The organism is Acetobacterium tundrae, assembly GCF_008086615.1.
Taxonomy (GTDB): domain Bacteria; phylum Bacillota; class Clostridia; order Eubacteriales; family Eubacteriaceae; genus Acetobacterium; species Acetobacterium tundrae.
The window spans coordinates 1-15,165 of sequence record NZ_RXYB01000035.1 but is presented as its reverse complement, the minus strand read 5'-3'; the positions used below and the strand labels follow the sequence as shown (position 1 = coordinate 15,165).

The 15,165-nt window shown below is 37.9% G+C and carries 14 protein-coding genes and 1 pseudogene; 10 read left to right on the top strand and 5 right to left on the bottom strand.

Annotated features, from left to right (window positions below; genetic code table 11):
* Positions 1 to 303, top strand: a 303-nt coding sequence (locus FZC40_RS16330; RefSeq protein ID WP_148606304.1) for an aldehyde dehydrogenase family protein, incomplete at its 5' end; no start/stop codon positions are given.
* 225 nt (positions 304 to 528) lie between these two features.
* On the opposite strand, the gene FZC40_RS16325 is transcribed toward FZC40_RS16330, so the two are convergent.
* Complete coding sequence (locus FZC40_RS16325) at positions 529 to 1,440, bottom strand: DHH family phosphoesterase (protein WP_186843746.1); 912 nt, start codon at positions 1,438 to 1,440, stop codon at positions 529 to 531.
* A gap of 551 nt (positions 1,441 to 1,991) precedes the next feature.
* On the opposite strand from FZC40_RS16325, the gene FZC40_RS16320 reads away from it, so the two are divergent.
* Both FZC40_RS16320 and FZC40_RS16315 read left to right on the top strand, forming a co-directional pair.
* Positions 1,992 to 3,074 carry a hypothetical protein gene (locus FZC40_RS16320; protein ID WP_148606302.1) on the top strand — a complete coding sequence of 361 codons (1,083 nt, stop codon included), beginning with the start codon at positions 1,992 to 1,994 and terminating at the stop codon, positions 3,072 to 3,074.
* Positions 3,075 to 3,404: 330 nt separating this feature from the next.
* The gene (locus FZC40_RS16315) at positions 3,405 to 4,094 is read left to right on the top strand and encodes a TMEM165/GDT1 family protein (protein ID WP_148606300.1); all 690 of its coding nucleotides are present in this window, start codon (positions 3,405 to 3,407) and stop codon (positions 4,092 to 4,094) included.
* An 80-nt stretch (positions 4,095 to 4,174) separates the two neighbouring features.
* On the opposite strand, the gene ybaK is transcribed toward FZC40_RS16315, so the two are convergent.
* The 3 genes from ybaK to rbr all read right to left on the bottom strand — a co-directional run bounded on the left by ybaK (position 4,175) and on the right by rbr (position 5,661).
* Positions 4,175 to 4,660 (bottom strand): Cys-tRNA(Pro) deacylase, encoded by a 486-nt coding sequence (gene ybaK, locus FZC40_RS16310; RefSeq protein WP_148606297.1) that lies wholly within the window; start codon positions 4,658 to 4,660, stop codon positions 4,175 to 4,177.
* Positions 4,661 to 4,902: 242 nt separating this feature from the next.
* Positions 4,903 to 5,091 carry a ferredoxin gene (locus FZC40_RS16305; RefSeq protein WP_148606295.1) on the bottom strand — a complete coding sequence of 63 codons (189 nt, stop codon included), beginning with the start codon at positions 5,089 to 5,091 and terminating at the stop codon, positions 4,903 to 4,905.
* A 30-nt stretch (positions 5,092 to 5,121) separates the two neighbouring features.
* Entirely contained in the window at positions 5,122 to 5,661 is a 540-nt protein-coding gene (gene rbr / locus FZC40_RS16300) for a rubrerythrin (RefSeq protein WP_148606293.1), read from the bottom strand.
* Between the two features lie 527 nt (positions 5,662 to 6,188).
* On the opposite strand from rbr, the gene FZC40_RS16295 reads away from it, so the two are divergent.
* From FZC40_RS16295 to FZC40_RS16265, 7 genes are all read left to right on the top strand, one after another.
* A complete protein-coding gene (locus FZC40_RS16295) occupies positions 6,189 to 6,704 on the top strand; it encodes a VanZ family protein (protein ID WP_243135853.1) in 516 nt (171 codons plus the stop codon).
* A 438-nt stretch (positions 6,705 to 7,142) separates the two neighbouring features.
* Positions 7,143 to 8,078: a GBS Bsp-like repeat-containing protein gene (locus FZC40_RS16290; protein ID WP_148606291.1), complete on the top strand. Its 936-nt coding sequence runs from the start codon at positions 7,143 to 7,145 to the stop codon at positions 8,076 to 8,078.
* A 495-nt stretch (positions 8,079 to 8,573) separates the two neighbouring features.
* Entirely contained in the window at positions 8,574 to 9,881 is a 1,308-nt protein-coding gene (locus tag FZC40_RS16285) for an APC family permease (RefSeq protein ID WP_148606289.1), read from the top strand.
* Between the two features lie 123 nt (positions 9,882 to 10,004).
* Positions 10,005 to 10,757, top strand: coding sequence for a thymidylate synthase (locus tag FZC40_RS16280; RefSeq protein WP_186843747.1), 753 nt, complete (start codon positions 10,005 to 10,007; stop codon positions 10,755 to 10,757).
* Positions 10,758 to 11,011: 254 nt separating this feature from the next.
* Positions 11,012 to 11,932, top strand: coding sequence for a cation diffusion facilitator family transporter (locus tag FZC40_RS16275; protein WP_148606285.1), 921 nt, complete (start codon positions 11,012 to 11,014; stop codon positions 11,930 to 11,932).
* Between the two features lie 458 nt (positions 11,933 to 12,390).
* The gene (locus FZC40_RS16270) at positions 12,391 to 13,149 is read left to right on the top strand and encodes a DUF4391 domain-containing protein (RefSeq protein WP_148606283.1); all 759 of its coding nucleotides are present in this window, start codon (positions 12,391 to 12,393) and stop codon (positions 13,147 to 13,149) included.
* A gap of 1,005 nt (positions 13,150 to 14,154) precedes the next feature.
* Positions 14,155 to 14,715, top strand: a complete 561-nt coding sequence (locus tag FZC40_RS16265) for an NADPH-dependent FMN reductase (protein ID WP_148606281.1) — start codon at positions 14,155 to 14,157, stop codon at positions 14,713 to 14,715.
* Positions 14,716 to 14,848: 133 nt separating this feature from the next.
* Here the strand turns inward: FZC40_RS16265 and FZC40_RS16260 are convergent.
* Positions 14,849 to 15,165, bottom strand: a pseudogene (locus tag FZC40_RS16260) (hypothetical protein); the annotation flags it as partial.

Here is a 15,165-nt window from a genome sequence, read left to right as displayed (position 1 = left end):
TTGCCGAAACCGTTAGCCCTCTATTTATTCACAACGAAAATGAACGTGGAAAGAAAAGTGATCAGTGAAATTTCATCAGGTGGGGTATGTATAAACGATGTGATATCGCATGTGGCAAATTCCAATTTACCTTTTGGCGGGGTTGGAAATTCTGGAATGGGCGCTTATCATGGAAAACAAAGTTTTATTACCTTTTCACATTGCAAGAGTATTTTAAAGAAACCACATAATATCAATAATACATTAGCCTATCCATCTTATACGGAAAAAAAAATGATGATTATTAAAAAGTTTTTAAAATAAATTCATCAACAGAAGAGTATTAATTTAAATAACAGAACCTATCAAAAATGAAGGAGAAATAACGCAAATCCGAAAAAATAATTTTGTAAATGTTTATCTATTAGATATGAGGGTACTAAGAATTTTGTAATGGATAATTGTGTGATTTCAGAAACAAGAGCGTTTAATCAGCACAATAAAACTCGTTTGGCAGGTAACCTCCAATCACCTGCCGGACGAATTTTTTTACGTAGTTTTCAAGACATCAATAATTGCTTTAATGGTTAAATCGGCATCATCGTAGGGGACCTGACAGGTTCCTACCATTTGATGACCGCCGCCGCCGTACTTGAGCATAAGCTTGCCGATGTCTTCGTTACAGGTCCGATTGAGGATGCTGTAGCCGCAGGCGATGGAAACATTCTGCTTTTGTTTGCCATCCACAATCCAAAGAGAAACATTTTGCTCGGGGTAAAGACTGTAAATCATGAATCGATTCCCCGTGTAAATAGTTTCCATGTCTCTTAAATCGCTGACGATAACGTTCGCAACGACGTGGGTATGTGCTTTAACCATATCGGAAAACAGTTTGGATTGTTCCCAATAGAGTTCCACACGTTCTTTCACATCTGGAAGTTCTAAAATCTCGTCAATGGATAAATTTCTAAAAAGATTGATAAGTTCTTCCATGAGCTGATAATTACTGATTCTGAAATTTCTAAATCGCCCCAAACCTGTTCTCGGGTCTGAGATGAATCCCAGTAAAATCCAATCGGTTGGTTTTAATATTTCTTCTTTGGTGAGATTTCCGGAATCGACCTTATCAACGGAAAGAATCATATTTTCATAATGTGGAAATCGATTTGCTCCGCCGTAGTATTCATAGATAATACGTGCCGCTGAGGGTGCCAGACGGCTTTCGCCTTTGACCTCATGATTCCATCCCAGACGCTCTTTTTCCGACGAATGGTGATCAAACCACATGCCACAGCCAGGAACATAAGGAACATTTGTCAGAACATCATTTTCAGTAGGGGTAAAGAGCCCATCCTGTAAGTCTTTTGGGTGAACAAAAACCCAGTCATCAATGATACCAGCTTCTTTTAGCAACATGCCGCATATTAAACCGTCGAAATCCGAACGAGTAACTAAACGCATATAAAACCTCCTAAAAAACAAATTGTAGTTTACCTTAATTCCACGTCAAATTAAATAACCTTGGTGTGAATTGATTGACGCAGAGCAGTTAGATTTTTTCTATTATATCATTTTAAATACCGATATGCTATTATTTCATTTGTTAATATGAAAATCAATGCTTAAACTCTTTTATTACTAAAATTTGACTTATCTATAGGCCTACACCCCGGGATTGAGGCTAGAACAGTAGCACCCCAGGCAGTTGGGATTCAGGCGTCGCCAGAATTTGAATGATGCAATAGTTGTCTTTGCAATTATTCAGTGATGCGTATATAATTTCTTTAGCGACAGGCCAACTAAGCCCACATTTGTTGCGGACGCCTAATTAATTAACCTTTTTTGATGCTTAATATAGGGAAGATTTAGAAACAATTATTTGTTTTCCCGGATAGAAATGGTAGAATGACAAGGATTGAAAAATAATGCTTATATTAACTAATAATGAATCTTCATATTCATGGGATCGCAAAATTTTAGGACTGAAAATAATGCGGGAGGAAAATAACATAGTGTCGAAAAAAAGTTTGTTTAAGAGAGATGAAAAGAAAAACTCGAAAAGTACCAAAGAAAAAGATAAGCTATCGTTAATAAAAGAAAAGTTGGCGGAAAATCCTGAAGTAGTGGAAATGATTCAGGAGGAAAATGACGAAAAGACCGTTAAAACCAAATCAAAAAAACAAAAAAAAGAAAAAGAACCGAAAAAAGAGAAAAGTAAATTGTTGAAAATAGGTCTGCCGATTGGACTGCTGGTTTTAATTCTGGCCGGTGCGGGGTTCTTTATACTGAAAAGCGGAATGTTTTTTAGCAGTGGAATGGCCTCAGGCAGCAAAGAAGATACCGCTGAAGAAGGAAATCAATACACCCAGGCTCAGGCCTATTATACAGAAGGAAAATATTATGACGCCAGTGCATTATTCACCTTGTTGGGAGATTATGAAGACAGCAAAGAAATGTTGGGTAAAATAAAGTTGGAAAACAGTTATCCTGGAAATGGCTCTCAAATTTCAGAGTACATTGGCAGCGACGTGATCAACGATTATATTCGGGTTAATAAAAATTATGCTGATATCAATACGGCCCTGAGCGTGACAAATACAGCGGATGCAGCAGCTCAAACGGATACAGCAGCTAAAACGGATACAGCAGCTCAAACGGATGCAGCAGCTCAAACGGATTCAGCAGCTAAAACAGATGCAAAAACCGAATACGATGAGGGTGCTAAAGAGACCGTTAAAGAAAAGACAGATGAAATAATGGCGGCCGGGAATCGGGTTAAATGTTTGAATTTAAGCAGCTCAAATATCATGAATGACGTTAATGAGGTCCTGAAAAAATCCGCGGATTACAGTAATCAGGCGGCTTGGAAAATTCAGGAAGGTGTGAAAAACGGAACTTATCAACCAGATGGAACCAGTCAAGAATCTCAAGAAGTGAAAACCCTGCTTGACAGTATGAATAGTCAGAATGATATTTTTCTTAAGCAGGTGGATGAGACGATCAGCGGGAAATTGACTGACATGCTGAGCTATTCTGAAGCAGGAGCTTGTATGAAAAAATATTCAGAGTCCTATACACTTTTTTATAGTAAATAATTAGATTTTATATTGTCAGTATAAAAATTATGTGGTATTATTAAAAGCGTTGTATAATAAAATATAAATTTAATGTTAAGAGGGAGTAGCTGCCCATATACGGTGATAAAGTCAACATACTGACCTTTGGGTCTGGCTTTATCGTGGTGGATTTCAGTACTGATTTCTATCAAGTGAGACTTTTAACACAGTGGTTTATCAGATCTGATCAGAACCTCTTTTAGTATAATTATTTATACTGAAAAGACAGAGGTGCTGATTGATCTGATCATGCTGTTGTGTTAAAAGTCTTTTTTATTTATATTTTAAAATTTAGAAGGAGGTCAATAAATGTCAGAATTTATTAAAGCCCTACTGCTTGTGGTAGTGGCTGAAATGGGGGATAAGACCCAGTTGCTCGCGATGGCCATGGCCGGCAAGTATAAAGTTGCACAGGTCATGCTGGGAGTACTAATAGCAACAATTCTAAACCATGCCCTAGCCGTGTTGGCAGGCACTTATTTAAGCTCGGTTATTCCCATGCAAACAGTAGAAATCGTTGCTGCAGTCGCATTCCTAGCCTTTGGAATATGGACTTTGCGCGGCGATAAAATTGATGAAGACGGTGAAAAAAAGCACAAATTCGGACCGGTTGTTACAGTGGCGATTGCGTTTTTTATCGCAGAGATGGGTGATAAAACCCAGCTGATGACAATAACAATCGCAGCCGAAAGTACCCAACCATTTTTCATCCTATTGGGAACAACAACCGGTATGCTTATCGCTGATGGTATCGGTATATTGGGGGGGGCATGGCTGGCCAAACATATTCCCGATATTTATATAAAATGGATAGCAGGGTTGATATTTATGTTCTTTGGAACACTTACCCTCTACAAAACACTTCCGGCATTGTTCATCAGTCCGATGTATATTATTCCATATTTTGTAGTTCTGGGAATATTAATCTATCTTTTCGGTGTAAAATTTGCCTATCATGATAAATCAATTACATCGAAATCAGAGGATCAATCTAAATAAAAGGCAAAGTTTAATATTTTTAATTAGAAAGACTTGCCGTCATTGTAAGTCTTTCTTTTTTTAAAAGTTCTGGATTATAGCTAATTCATGATAATATCTCCGTAAACAGCATTTGCAGCTTTGCACAAATCGTCAGGAGCTAGTTTTAATTGTAAGCCGATTTTGCCTCCGCTTATATAAATTTTATCCAGTCCTTTTGCGGTATCACTGATAATCGTTTTAAATTGTCTTTTCATACCGATAGAAGTGCATCCTCCGCGAACATATCCGGTCACGTCATGTAAATCTTTAACGTGAATCATAGCGATTGATTTTTCACAAACAGATTTTGCTCCTTTCTTCATATCTAACTCTGCAGCAATGGGAATAACAAATACAAAATATCCTTGGCTTTTCCCCACGGTGACTAACGTTTTGTACACTAATTCATAGGGCAGATTCAAATGGTCGGCAGTCTTTAGCCCATCTACAAATGCTTCACTTTCATAGGATTGGGATTGATATTGAATATTTAATTTGTCTAAAATGCGCATCGCATTCGTTTTATTTTCTTTTTGTTTTGACATAGCGACCTCTTTTTTTAATTTCATCACCGGCAATTGCAAGGGTGATCTGAGTTTCTGATTTCTTATAAATGATCAATATTATTTTATTATAACGATAATCATTCAAAAAAACAAATTGACTATTAAATTATGCAAAAATGCAGGATGAACTCCAGGCGGCGGCATCCAAAGAATCTGAAAAAAAATTGTACCCTCATATCAAGAAATCGATATGAGGGTACTTGCTTATGCATAAATAGTCATTAATCCTCGAGCGTAATAGCTGAAACTGGACAGCTATCCTGAGCTTCAACTGCACTGCTTTTTAGTGAATCATCAATTTCTGCATAAACCTCCGCGATATCATCATCACCCATACGGAATACTTCCGGACAGGCTTCTGTACATAAGCCGCAGCCGATGCATTCGGAACGATCAACTATAGCTTTCATATGAAAAACTCCTATCGTAGTTAATTTATTTTAGTAGTTTTGAACTTCTATTTGAAAATAAGCTTTTGGATGTTTGCAAATCGGGCAGATATCAGGCGCTTTCTTGCCAATATAAATATGACCGCAATTTGAACACTTCCAGATTGTTTCGCCATCATTAGAAAAAACCAATCCGTTTTCAACTTTGTTTAGTAATTGAAGATATCGTTCTTCATGTTTTTTTTCAATTTTGGCAACACCTTCAAAAAGACGTGCCAGATCATCAAAACCTTCGTCCTTTGCATCTTTTGCGAAACCTTCATACATGCTTGTCCATTCAAAATTTTCACCAGTCGCGGCATCTTTTAAGTTGGTAGCGGTGTCGGCGATGCCATTATGTAAAAGCTTGAACCAAATTTTCGCATGTTCCTCTTCGTTTTTGGCAGTTTCAGAAAATAAGGCGGCAATTTGTTCGTACCCATCTTTCTTCGCCTGACCGGCATAATACGTGTACTTGTTTCTGGCCTGGCTTTCTCCGGCAAAGGCCGTCATAAGATTAGCTTCTGATTTTGTTCCTTTTAAATCTTTCATGTGGATCTCCTTTTCTTGAACTAAAAATATTTGTATATGTTTTATTAACTCAATTGTACATATTTGTACAAGATTGTTCAATTTAAACCATAAAGTGATACGAATACAATCACTCTGTTCACTTATACTTTAGAAGTATATATTTTATATCTACCCTTTTATTGAAAAAATAAGCATCTGACAGATAAATGATATTCAGTTTTATATTATAACGGTTATAAATTAAACTTAGTTTAGCACAAATAATGGAACCCGTCAATAGCATTGTCCAGTTGAAGATGCGGTCATTGCATCATTATTTTATGAAAAAAGTAACTTTTCAATTTGTCTTCTTTCTTCCAATGTGTTACTATTTTGTAAAGTGTAATAAAGAAAGGTAAATCGATGAAAATACGGACTCGGGAAAGAAGCAAAACTGGAATTTATCATGTAATATCAAAAGCAATTGGGGACAGAAATATATTTTTATTTGATCAGGATAATGAAATCTTTGTTGAAAAAACGAGCGCGAAGATAGAAGCGCTATTATGATGACCCACCGGGAAGAAGGCCGAAAAGTCACCAGAAACATGGTGGCTGCATGGATTTTAGTTGTTTTCTGGATGGGGCTGATCTTTTGTTTTTCCAATCAACCGGCTGACCAGTCGGATGAGTTGAGTAGTTGTATTGCAAAGTTGACCATCGGTTCTTTGGGATTCAATGTGGATATTGGCTATCTTGATTTTTATGTTAGAAAAAGTGCCCACTTTTGCATCTATTTAATTCTTGCAGTACTGACTTTGGTTGCATTAAAGCAAAGCAATGTTTCAAAAGCCGAAGTGAAGGTCTTTATAATATGTGTGCTTTATGCTTGCAGTGATGAAGTCCATCAGTTATTTATTCTTGGCCGTTCGGGACAGGTAAGAGATGTTTTCATCGATAGTACCGGTGTGGCATTGGGTCTCCTGCTGTATATTTTATTACATGAGCTTATGATGAGGAGAAAAGCGCGAATGGCAAAAAAAACGGAACTATCAGAGTGGCCATCAAATAAGGGTGATTAATAATCACTCTTTATTTTTTTTTAGTCGCAGTGCTTTTGGCTTGTTTTTCGTCTCCTGACTTTCGAAAAAAACCTGATTCACCGCTGAATCAGGTTTTCGTCAATTGTTCAGTTCAGCTAACCAGTACATTAATAATAGTGATCTGAATTTCTTAAGTAAAGATTAATTGATGAGTCCATTCGATTCTTTCCATTTTTATGGAAGGCGCTTTTTTATACGAAAAATCGTTGCTGCTATGGCATTTTGAAATTTGGAAACGGTCTCATAAAACTTATGAATAAATTAATTTACATGGATATAAGAATCAAAAACTTGCAAATTAAATTGATCCATTGTAAAATTCATATTGCTGTTTTGTAAACAAATATCGACAATTATGATGTATTTAAGTTGTAAATATCTTTGTAACATCATCATATATGGGCAGCAGGAGGTCAAATGAAGAAACGTTTTTTTAAAAACGCATGTTTTAGTATTGCGTTCATTTTGTTTTTGGGTCTGTTACCGGGAGCGGTAATGGCTGAAGAAAATGGCGCAAATAATCCGGCAGTTACAAATACTGCAGCAGCAGCGCAAGTACTGCCAGTTTTATACGCAGCACGAATGGCGGTACCGGGGACAGATAATCCTTATTTTTATGCCGATAATGCTTATTATCAAGGCGGTTATGGCATGCCGAACTGCACCGCTTACGCCTGGGGACGGGCCTATGAAATTCTGGGAACCAAGCCCAATTTGTGTACTGGAAATGCCAATCAGTGGTGGGATTACAATTTAAGCAATGGATATTATCCCAGCGGATCAGCCCCAAAACTGGGCGCTATTATCTGCTGGGGGAGCGGATCATCCGGTCATGTGGCTGTTGTTGAGTCCATTGTCGACAATGTGGTGACACTTTCTGAGTCAACCTGGAGCGGTATATTATTCAGCACCTATTCCTACAGCATCGGTGCTGAGGATGCAACGTCTGTCGGAGGTTTTCAGGGCTATATTTATATCGGGGATTATGTGGATGCATCATCCGATATAACGCCACCGGTGTTATCAGATGTTCAGGTAACCGAAGCTGATGAAAATGGCTTCACGGTAAGCTGTACGGTATCGGATGTGGGAACCGGCGTTGATAAGGTAATGTTTCCCGTCTGGACGGATAAAGATGGTCAGGATGATCTAGTATGGTATCCGGGAACTATCAGCGGCAATACGGCCAGCTGTCGGGTCTTGTATGCGGATCACAATGGCGAAGCAGGCGATTACATCATTCATGTTTACGCGTACGATAAGGCCGGCTTAAGCACCACCGCAGCGGTTTCAATGCTGGCAGATAATGGAAAAAGCACTGAAACGTTTAAAAGTATCGGCGACATTAAGTAAGAAATAGGAATTCTCTTAGCAGGTTGGAGGATTGAAGTTTATTTAAAATTGCATCAGAAAAGTGCCATCACTGAAAAACAGAGGGATGGCACTTTTTTGATGGATTGAAAGTATATTTGTTGTATTTTAGTTGTTCAATATAGTTTTACTCAAGCTCCAAAATCTGTTTGACATCAAAGCCACCCTTTTTAAAATCGGAATTTGAGAAATATATTTGATGAACTGGATTCCGAAGAGATCACTGATTTTCTCACGACCATTATGGTGGAGTTCCAGGAACTCAGAGAAGATCATGGGGGCACTTTACTGGTATTGCGGTGCTGATAATAATTATAAATTGAAAAAAACATTGAGATCAATTATAATGAACAAATATAATAATTGCTGCGTATGAATGATCTAAATCGATTATCATGTCCGCGCTTTCTGCCTTTCAGCAGAGGCATTGGCTATCTATACTATAATGTCTTATTAACCGAAAGGACGGTGTGATTTATGGAAAGTAGTTCATTGAAAAAGACGGTAACCGCTATTGAAGCGATGGCAATTGTGGTCGGTATGATTATTGGGTCAGGAATCTTTTTAAAACCGGGAATCGTTTTGCAAAATGCCGGCACTCCCTTATTTAGTATTCTTGCCTGGGTGGCCGGCGGCGTGATTACTTTGGCATCGGCACTATCCGTGGCGGAAATTGCGGCAGCGATTCCTAAATCCGGAGGACTGTATACCTATCTGGTGGAGTTATACGGTGATGTCTGGGGATTCCTGCTAGGATGGGTGCAAACAGTCATATCTTATCCAGCCTCGGTTGCGGCACTGGCGATTGCTTTTGCAACCTATTCAGAATTTTTCATTCCTATGAATGATTTGCAGATGAAATTCCTTGCTGTTGGAATTTTGGTATTTATTCTCATCATGAATGTTTTATCCACAAAATTTGGTGGCGTCATCCAAACCGTGGCAACCATCGGTAAGCTTATTCCGGTTGTGGCTATCATCACTTTTGGATTAGCATCAAATCTGGCTCCTGGATTTGCCGGTATTCAGTCCTCTTCTGTATCAGCCGCTGGTTTTGGTGTAGCGGTTTTGGGTACCCTGTGGGCTTATGATGGCTGGATAAGTGTGACCAATATGGCGGGAGAACTGAAAAACCCTTCAAAGACCTTGCCAAAAGTTATATCAATCGGCGTTGTATTTGTCATTATTGTATATGTGTTATTCAATGTTGCTATTTTCAAAGTACTGCCGGTGGATGTGATCACCGCATCGGCAACACCTGGTGCAGACGCTGCGGTAGCGCTTTTTGGAAATGGTGGGGGTATCTTCATTACAGCAGGGATTATGATTTCCGTTCTTGGAGCACTCAACGGCTATCTGATGACTGCAGCCAGAGTTCCGCAAGTGATGGGAACAGAAGGGCAGCTTCCCTTTTCACGCGTTTTAGGAAAAATTCATCCCAAATTTGAGACACCCGCCAACGCGCTTGTTTTTGAAAGTATTTTAGCCGTGATTTATATCTTCTCTGGAACATTTAATACGCTGACAGATTTGCTCATCTTTGTTTTGTGGATTTTCTTCACAATGGGTGTTTTCGGAGTATTTATATTAAGGAAAAAGATTCTTCCGAAGAAAGAGAATTACAAAGTGCCTTTATATCCCATTACGCCGCTATTGGGAATTGCCGGCGGACTTTACATTCTTATCAGCACCGTGATAAGTGCTCCGGGTCGATCGTTTGTCGGCATTGGGATCACTCTGGTTGGACTGCCGGTATATTATTATATGAAAAATAAAAAAGTATAACGATCGTGTATCCGGCCTGATAAATAGGTTATAATAAATCAATAAATTTAAGAGAAAAGGAGTTTGGAAATTTATAAGGTGCAATCTCAGTAGGCGGCATATTATAAACACTAAAGATAAATGATGATTACTTATATACACGAAAAAGAACTGCATAAAGGGATCGAGGCGGCGATGAAAGCCTTAAATAAGGCGGAGGTTGTGACCGGAAAAAATCAGGATCGGGAAGATCATTTAAAAGAAATACATCTTGTTATGGATATCGACAGTGTTCAGAACGTGAAAATCACCATGGCCATGCCGGCCGGATTGGAAACACTTGTAGATTATGTTCTGGAAATGGTTGAAGGCACAAAAGATTTTGAAAAAGATATGTATGGGTATACCTATCATGATTTGTTTGCGGAAAATATTGACTTTGTCATTAATAAATTAAAAGAAGACCCGAATACCAGACAGGCAACCTTACATGTTTCAAATCAACAGGCAGCAAGATTGAATGATCCGCCCTGTCTGCAATTAATACACTACACTGTTAAAAACGGTAAATTAAACACCAATGTCGTATTTAGAAGCAATGACGGTGTTAAGGCGGTTGCAATGAATGTCTTTGCATTGATTGAACTGTCAAGGTATATTGCCAGAGAAGCGGGTATTAAAGAGCTTGGAACTTATATCCATAACGCGATCAGCTATCATGCCTATAGCCGGGACTGGGCGGCGCTGGAAGGATACTGCAAAATGTTCAATCAGAAAGACTGCACCATTGATTATGCGGATTATCTGGAAGGGTATGACGAGTATGCCGATGAAAGCAGAGAAAATTGTAAAAAATTACAGAAAGCGCAAGAAGAAAAAAGACGGCACAAGTGTTGACAACTGCAAAATAGTATGCTAAAATTTGAAAATTACATATAAAAATACAAGCATGCAGAATTTAAATTTCAATATGCTGGGCCTTTATTGGCAGCGGGTGATATCCTGTGGGACTTCAATCACAATTGATGGTTCCACAGGATTTTTTTCGTCGGCAGCCGCCAAATAAAAGGGCTTTACAGTTGTGGTGGTGCCCGGAAACAAAAAAGAAACGCGGATGACGTGTTTCTTATAATTTTAGGAGGAAAAGTTTTATGTCGACATCAAATCGAAAAACAAAAGTTGCGTTATTGTCCATTTGTTCAAACACTGTGCTGATTATTTTAAAAATAATGGCCGGACTATTGAGCGGTTCCGTTAGTATTATTTCGGAAGCGATCCATTCTTCAATGGATCTTGTTGCTTCACTCGTTGCTTTTACAGCAGTTCGTAAATCCTCAAAACCAGCAGACCGGGATCATCCTTACGGCCATGGGAAAATTGAAAATATATCCGGTATTGTGGAAGGCGTATTGATCTTCGTTGCGGCCGGGCTGATTGTGTTTGAAGCAGTGAAAAAAATGTTCGAACCGATTGAAATTGAACAGGCGTGGGTTGCCATCGCCGTGATGACGGTTGCTGCGCTGGTTAATTTCTTCGTTTCGAAAATTATCTACAAGGTAGCCAAAGAAGAAGATTCCATGGCATTGGAAGCGGACGCACTTCATCTGAAAACCGATGTGTATACATCTTTGGGAGTCGGTATCGGTATTCTGCTCATTAAACTTACCGGTTTTATGATGCTGGATTCAATTGTGGCTATTTTAGTGGCACTGCTGATTGTCAAGGAAGCCTGGAGCCTATGCTATAATGCCCTTGAATATCTGATTGATATCCGGTTGTCTGATGAAGAAGAACAGGAAATAAAAGCAGTGATTGAGAAGATTAAAAATAAAAACGCACAGCAATTGATCGATTATCATAAGCTAAAAACAAGAAAGTCGGGAAATGTCAGACACATCGATTTTCATATCACTGTTGATCCGAGCCTTACCGTGAAGGAAGCCCATGATATTGTCGGGTGTTTGAAAAAGGAATTGTGTGACGCATTGAAAAACACCCGCGTGAGTGTTCATATCGATCCGTTTAATGGTCAGGAAAATAATGATGAATTGGAAGATCATGAGACTATCTAGAATAAGAAATAGGTGTTTACTCCTCTCAAAATGATTGAGACAAGTTCTCGAGAAACTGTGTAAAAAAAGACTTGTGAGAAAAACGTAAAAAAGCAACGAACTCCTGATGAGTACGTTGCTTTTTTATATAAGAAATGAAAAGAAAAAGGTGAGATGTTTATCTCATTTATTAATAATAACGCGATAACCTTTAGTAAAACTTGAACTTCAGCAATGATTAAGAATTTTCGTTTGTGATATGTTATTTTCAACATATACTAGAGATCGGAGATTTTGGCAGACCGCCGTTTTAATATGAAAATAAAAAAAATATTAATTACTGAAAAACAGTTAAGATTTTGGAAGGTGTAGTCGATTAACATAGTGTAGAGGTCAGCAGTTAAAAGAGCAATTGATTGTTGAAAGCGATAGACTAAGAGCAATTGAAATATTGAAAATAAGAATGAAAAGGTGATGATATGATCAATTTGCCAAACAGCACCAAGGTTTGCAAACAAATGCCAAAAGATATATTTTATAAATACTTGAATTTTTCCGACACATTAAAAAAGTCGTTTATTGACGAAATTGATTGCATCATCTGGATGAATCAGATTTCTCCAGAGACGATGATTATCAGTCAGGGGAACGAGGTTGCAGAAATAGCAGTCATGGAAATCGTTTTAAAACGACAGGAAATCAATCCAAATCTGTTAGAAATTCTGAACCGGGAAATTAATCAGTATGCGATCTTTATCGTTCGTTACGAAGAATGGGGAAAAATTTTGTGCTGCTGGAAAGAAACAGAAGATAACCTTAAGGGCGACACCTGTTCCCAGACCAACTGGATGTCCTATGAGGATTTAATTCTGGAAGTCCAGGGAATGGATTTAGATCAGGTTTATGAAAATTTTCTGATGCAGATCACCGGTGAAAAAATCTCGATAAAAAATGAGACCAGACTAAAAGTCATCCTTGAAAAAGAAGAAAAATTGAAAAAAATGGGAGCAGGCATACAAAAAATGGAAGCGCAGATGAATAGTGAAATACCTTTCAACCGACAGTTGAAACTCATGAATGATCTGAAAATGGCAAAAGAAGAAATACAGGCAATCAGAACATCAAAGCCGGAGCCGGTAAAAACCCTTCAGCCGGAAACAATGGAGTTGCCCCTAAACAATATTGAAACGATTCATTTCATCTTGCCGAATGTAGTTATGAAACTACAAGAAGAATAGGTGAAATTTCCAATAACTAATATATTTTTTTAAATTATGCAATGGTAATTTTATTTAAAGGGGGGAGTTGTTTTACTGCTCTGCAAAGCATTTTTTAAAGTGTTGAAGAAACATTTTACACAGTCGTTCATTTTAATATACGAATTTAATACAAACGTTTACAATTTATCTATTTACTTCTTGGAAAATGGTGATATAATATTGTCATATCAAAGATCAACTTAATCCTTTTCTAAATTGAATGATTAAAGTCATTTGAAAGTGAACAATCGCTTAACACACCAATAGAATTAAAGAAGTGACCCGAGGTTGAAGAAGAAAATTTGACCAGGATGAAGTGATTTAATTTTAGAGGATAGGGAAAGATTTGAATGAAAAAACAGATCAAACCGAAATGAGAAAAGGGAGGAAACCTCGCTAGAGAATTAAATGATAGGTGTTGAAAGATCATTTATTAGGTCAAAAGAAATATCTCACGGTTTATAAAACCTCTTCTGATTAAAAAAAATCGGAAACGAGAAATAGGCTTAGACTAACGATGATAACTAAAATAGCTTAAGATAGTTTTCAAGTGAGTGACAGAATCCTGATTTAAAAAGTAGAATGACCTGAAAAGTAAGTGGTGTTTGCATTGGAAAGTGAAAAAGAAGGTTTTTGATAAAATCAAAAGAAGGAGTCCAAACGGATGCCAACTGAGGTTAACGGCTAGGCCGGTTCTGCAGGTAAAATTGTGGAATCGGCTCTAGTCCTTTTTTGAGTTATTCTATTTCGACACTTTTTTTAAGTTTATCAGGACAGCAATTATTATTAATTGACGCAAACCATTGACGAAATTAAACGGAATAGTTACAATATAAGAAATGATTTAATTAAATATTCAAAATATGTGTTTTTTTTAAACAGTTATCGGATAAGTTGGAGATAGCTTGACCGCCGTCAAAGATATTTTGATAAAACAAATGATTAAAGAGAACGAGATGAATTATTAAGAGAAGGAGAAAATCAATGGAAAACATCAGGATATTGGCAATCGTTGGCTCGTTAAGGAAGGATTCCTTTAATCTTCAGCTTGCCAAAGAAGCCGAAAAATACTTGCAAGACAAAGCGAGTGTCGAAGTAATCGATTATAGCGAGGTTCCTCTTTTAAATCAGGATATTGAATTTCCGGCACCGGCAAGGGTCAAGGAAATCAGAGAAAAAATTAAAAAAGCGGATGGCATCTGGTTTTTCACCCCAGAATATAATCATTTTTTTCCTGGGGTGCTGAAAAATTTAATCGATTGGCTTTCAAGACCTGTCAGCGAAACAGAAGGAGCGGTTCTATCAGGAAAACCGGCGGCAATTAGTGGTATCACCCCAAGTATGTCAGGGACTGCGATTGCTCAGGATCATTTGGTCACCCTGCTCAGCTTTTTAAATATGGATATCATGAACGTGCCCCGTCTGACGATTCCAAATGTGATGCAGCAACTCAACAAAGACGGAAAACTCGAATTGACGGCAAGTGCTCCCTATTTAGAAAAAGAAGCGGATGCCTTTATTGCGTTTATCAAAAACAAAAAATAAGCCGATTGAAAAATAAACTCCCGGGAACCACTGATTATATCAGATGTTTCCGGGAGCTTTTCTTTGCTTAAAATTTTGCTTTAATGCATGACAACTTTCATGGGCTGGTGGTCAAAGCCTGACAGAAAGAAAATTATATGGTTTCACAGTCGTCGTTCAGATTTCCGTTGATCAGCAGGTCTTCATCATTACAATCCGGTTTTTTGTTTTTATAAAAAGCAAGCGAAAATAAAGCAATGACCGAGGCGATGATGACCGTTAAATATACTTGTTTGAATCCTTCGTTAAGCGTTTGCTGGAATTCAGTTTCAATGGCCGTTTTCATATTATCGATTTCGGCCAGATAATCGTTTTTGGCGGTTTCGAAGGCGTCAGGGACAGCATTTTTCAGTGCTGTCATTTTGGTTACGGTGTCATTTATTTGAACTTTGGCATCCTGCATAGCAGTGA

What these genes read in the sequence shown, in the direction of transcription:
- rbr (WP_148606293.1), bottom strand. Translation starts at nt 5,661, where the DNA reads ATGAAAGATTTAAAAGGAACAAAATCAGAAGCTAATCTTATGACGGCC.
- FZC40_RS16275 (WP_148606285.1), top strand. Translation starts at nt 11,012, where the DNA reads ATGTCGACATCAAATCGAAAAACAAAAGTTGCGTTATTGTCCATTTGT.
- FZC40_RS16295 (WP_243135853.1), top strand. Translation starts at nt 6,189, where the DNA reads ATGATGACCCACCGGGAAGAAGGCCGAAAAGTCACCAGAAACATGGTG.
- FZC40_RS16270 (WP_148606283.1), top strand. Translation starts at nt 12,391, where the DNA reads ATGATCAATTTGCCAAACAGCACCAAGGTTTGCAAACAAATGCCAAAA.
- FZC40_RS16325 (WP_186843746.1), bottom strand. Translation starts at nt 1,440, where the DNA reads ATGCGTTTAGTTACTCGTTCGGATTTCGACGGTTTAATATGCGGCATG.
- FZC40_RS16265 (WP_148606281.1), top strand. Translation starts at nt 14,155, where the DNA reads ATGGAAAACATCAGGATATTGGCAATCGTTGGCTCGTTAAGGAAGGAT.
- FZC40_RS16305 (WP_148606295.1), bottom strand. Translation starts at nt 5,091, where the DNA reads ATGAAAGCTATAGTTGATCGTTCCGAATGCATCGGCTGCGGCTTATGT.
- FZC40_RS16290 (WP_148606291.1), top strand. Translation starts at nt 7,143, where the DNA reads ATGAAGAAACGTTTTTTTAAAAACGCATGTTTTAGTATTGCGTTCATT.
- FZC40_RS16315 (WP_148606300.1), top strand. Translation starts at nt 3,405, where the DNA reads ATGTCAGAATTTATTAAAGCCCTACTGCTTGTGGTAGTGGCTGAAATG.
- FZC40_RS16285 (WP_148606289.1), top strand. Translation starts at nt 8,574, where the DNA reads ATGGAAAGTAGTTCATTGAAAAAGACGGTAACCGCTATTGAAGCGATG.
- ybaK (WP_148606297.1), bottom strand. Translation starts at nt 4,660, where the DNA reads ATGTCAAAACAAAAAGAAAATAAAACGAATGCGATGCGCATTTTAGAC.
- FZC40_RS16280 (WP_186843747.1), top strand. Translation starts at nt 10,005, where the DNA reads ATGATTACTTATATACACGAAAAAGAACTGCATAAAGGGATCGAGGCG.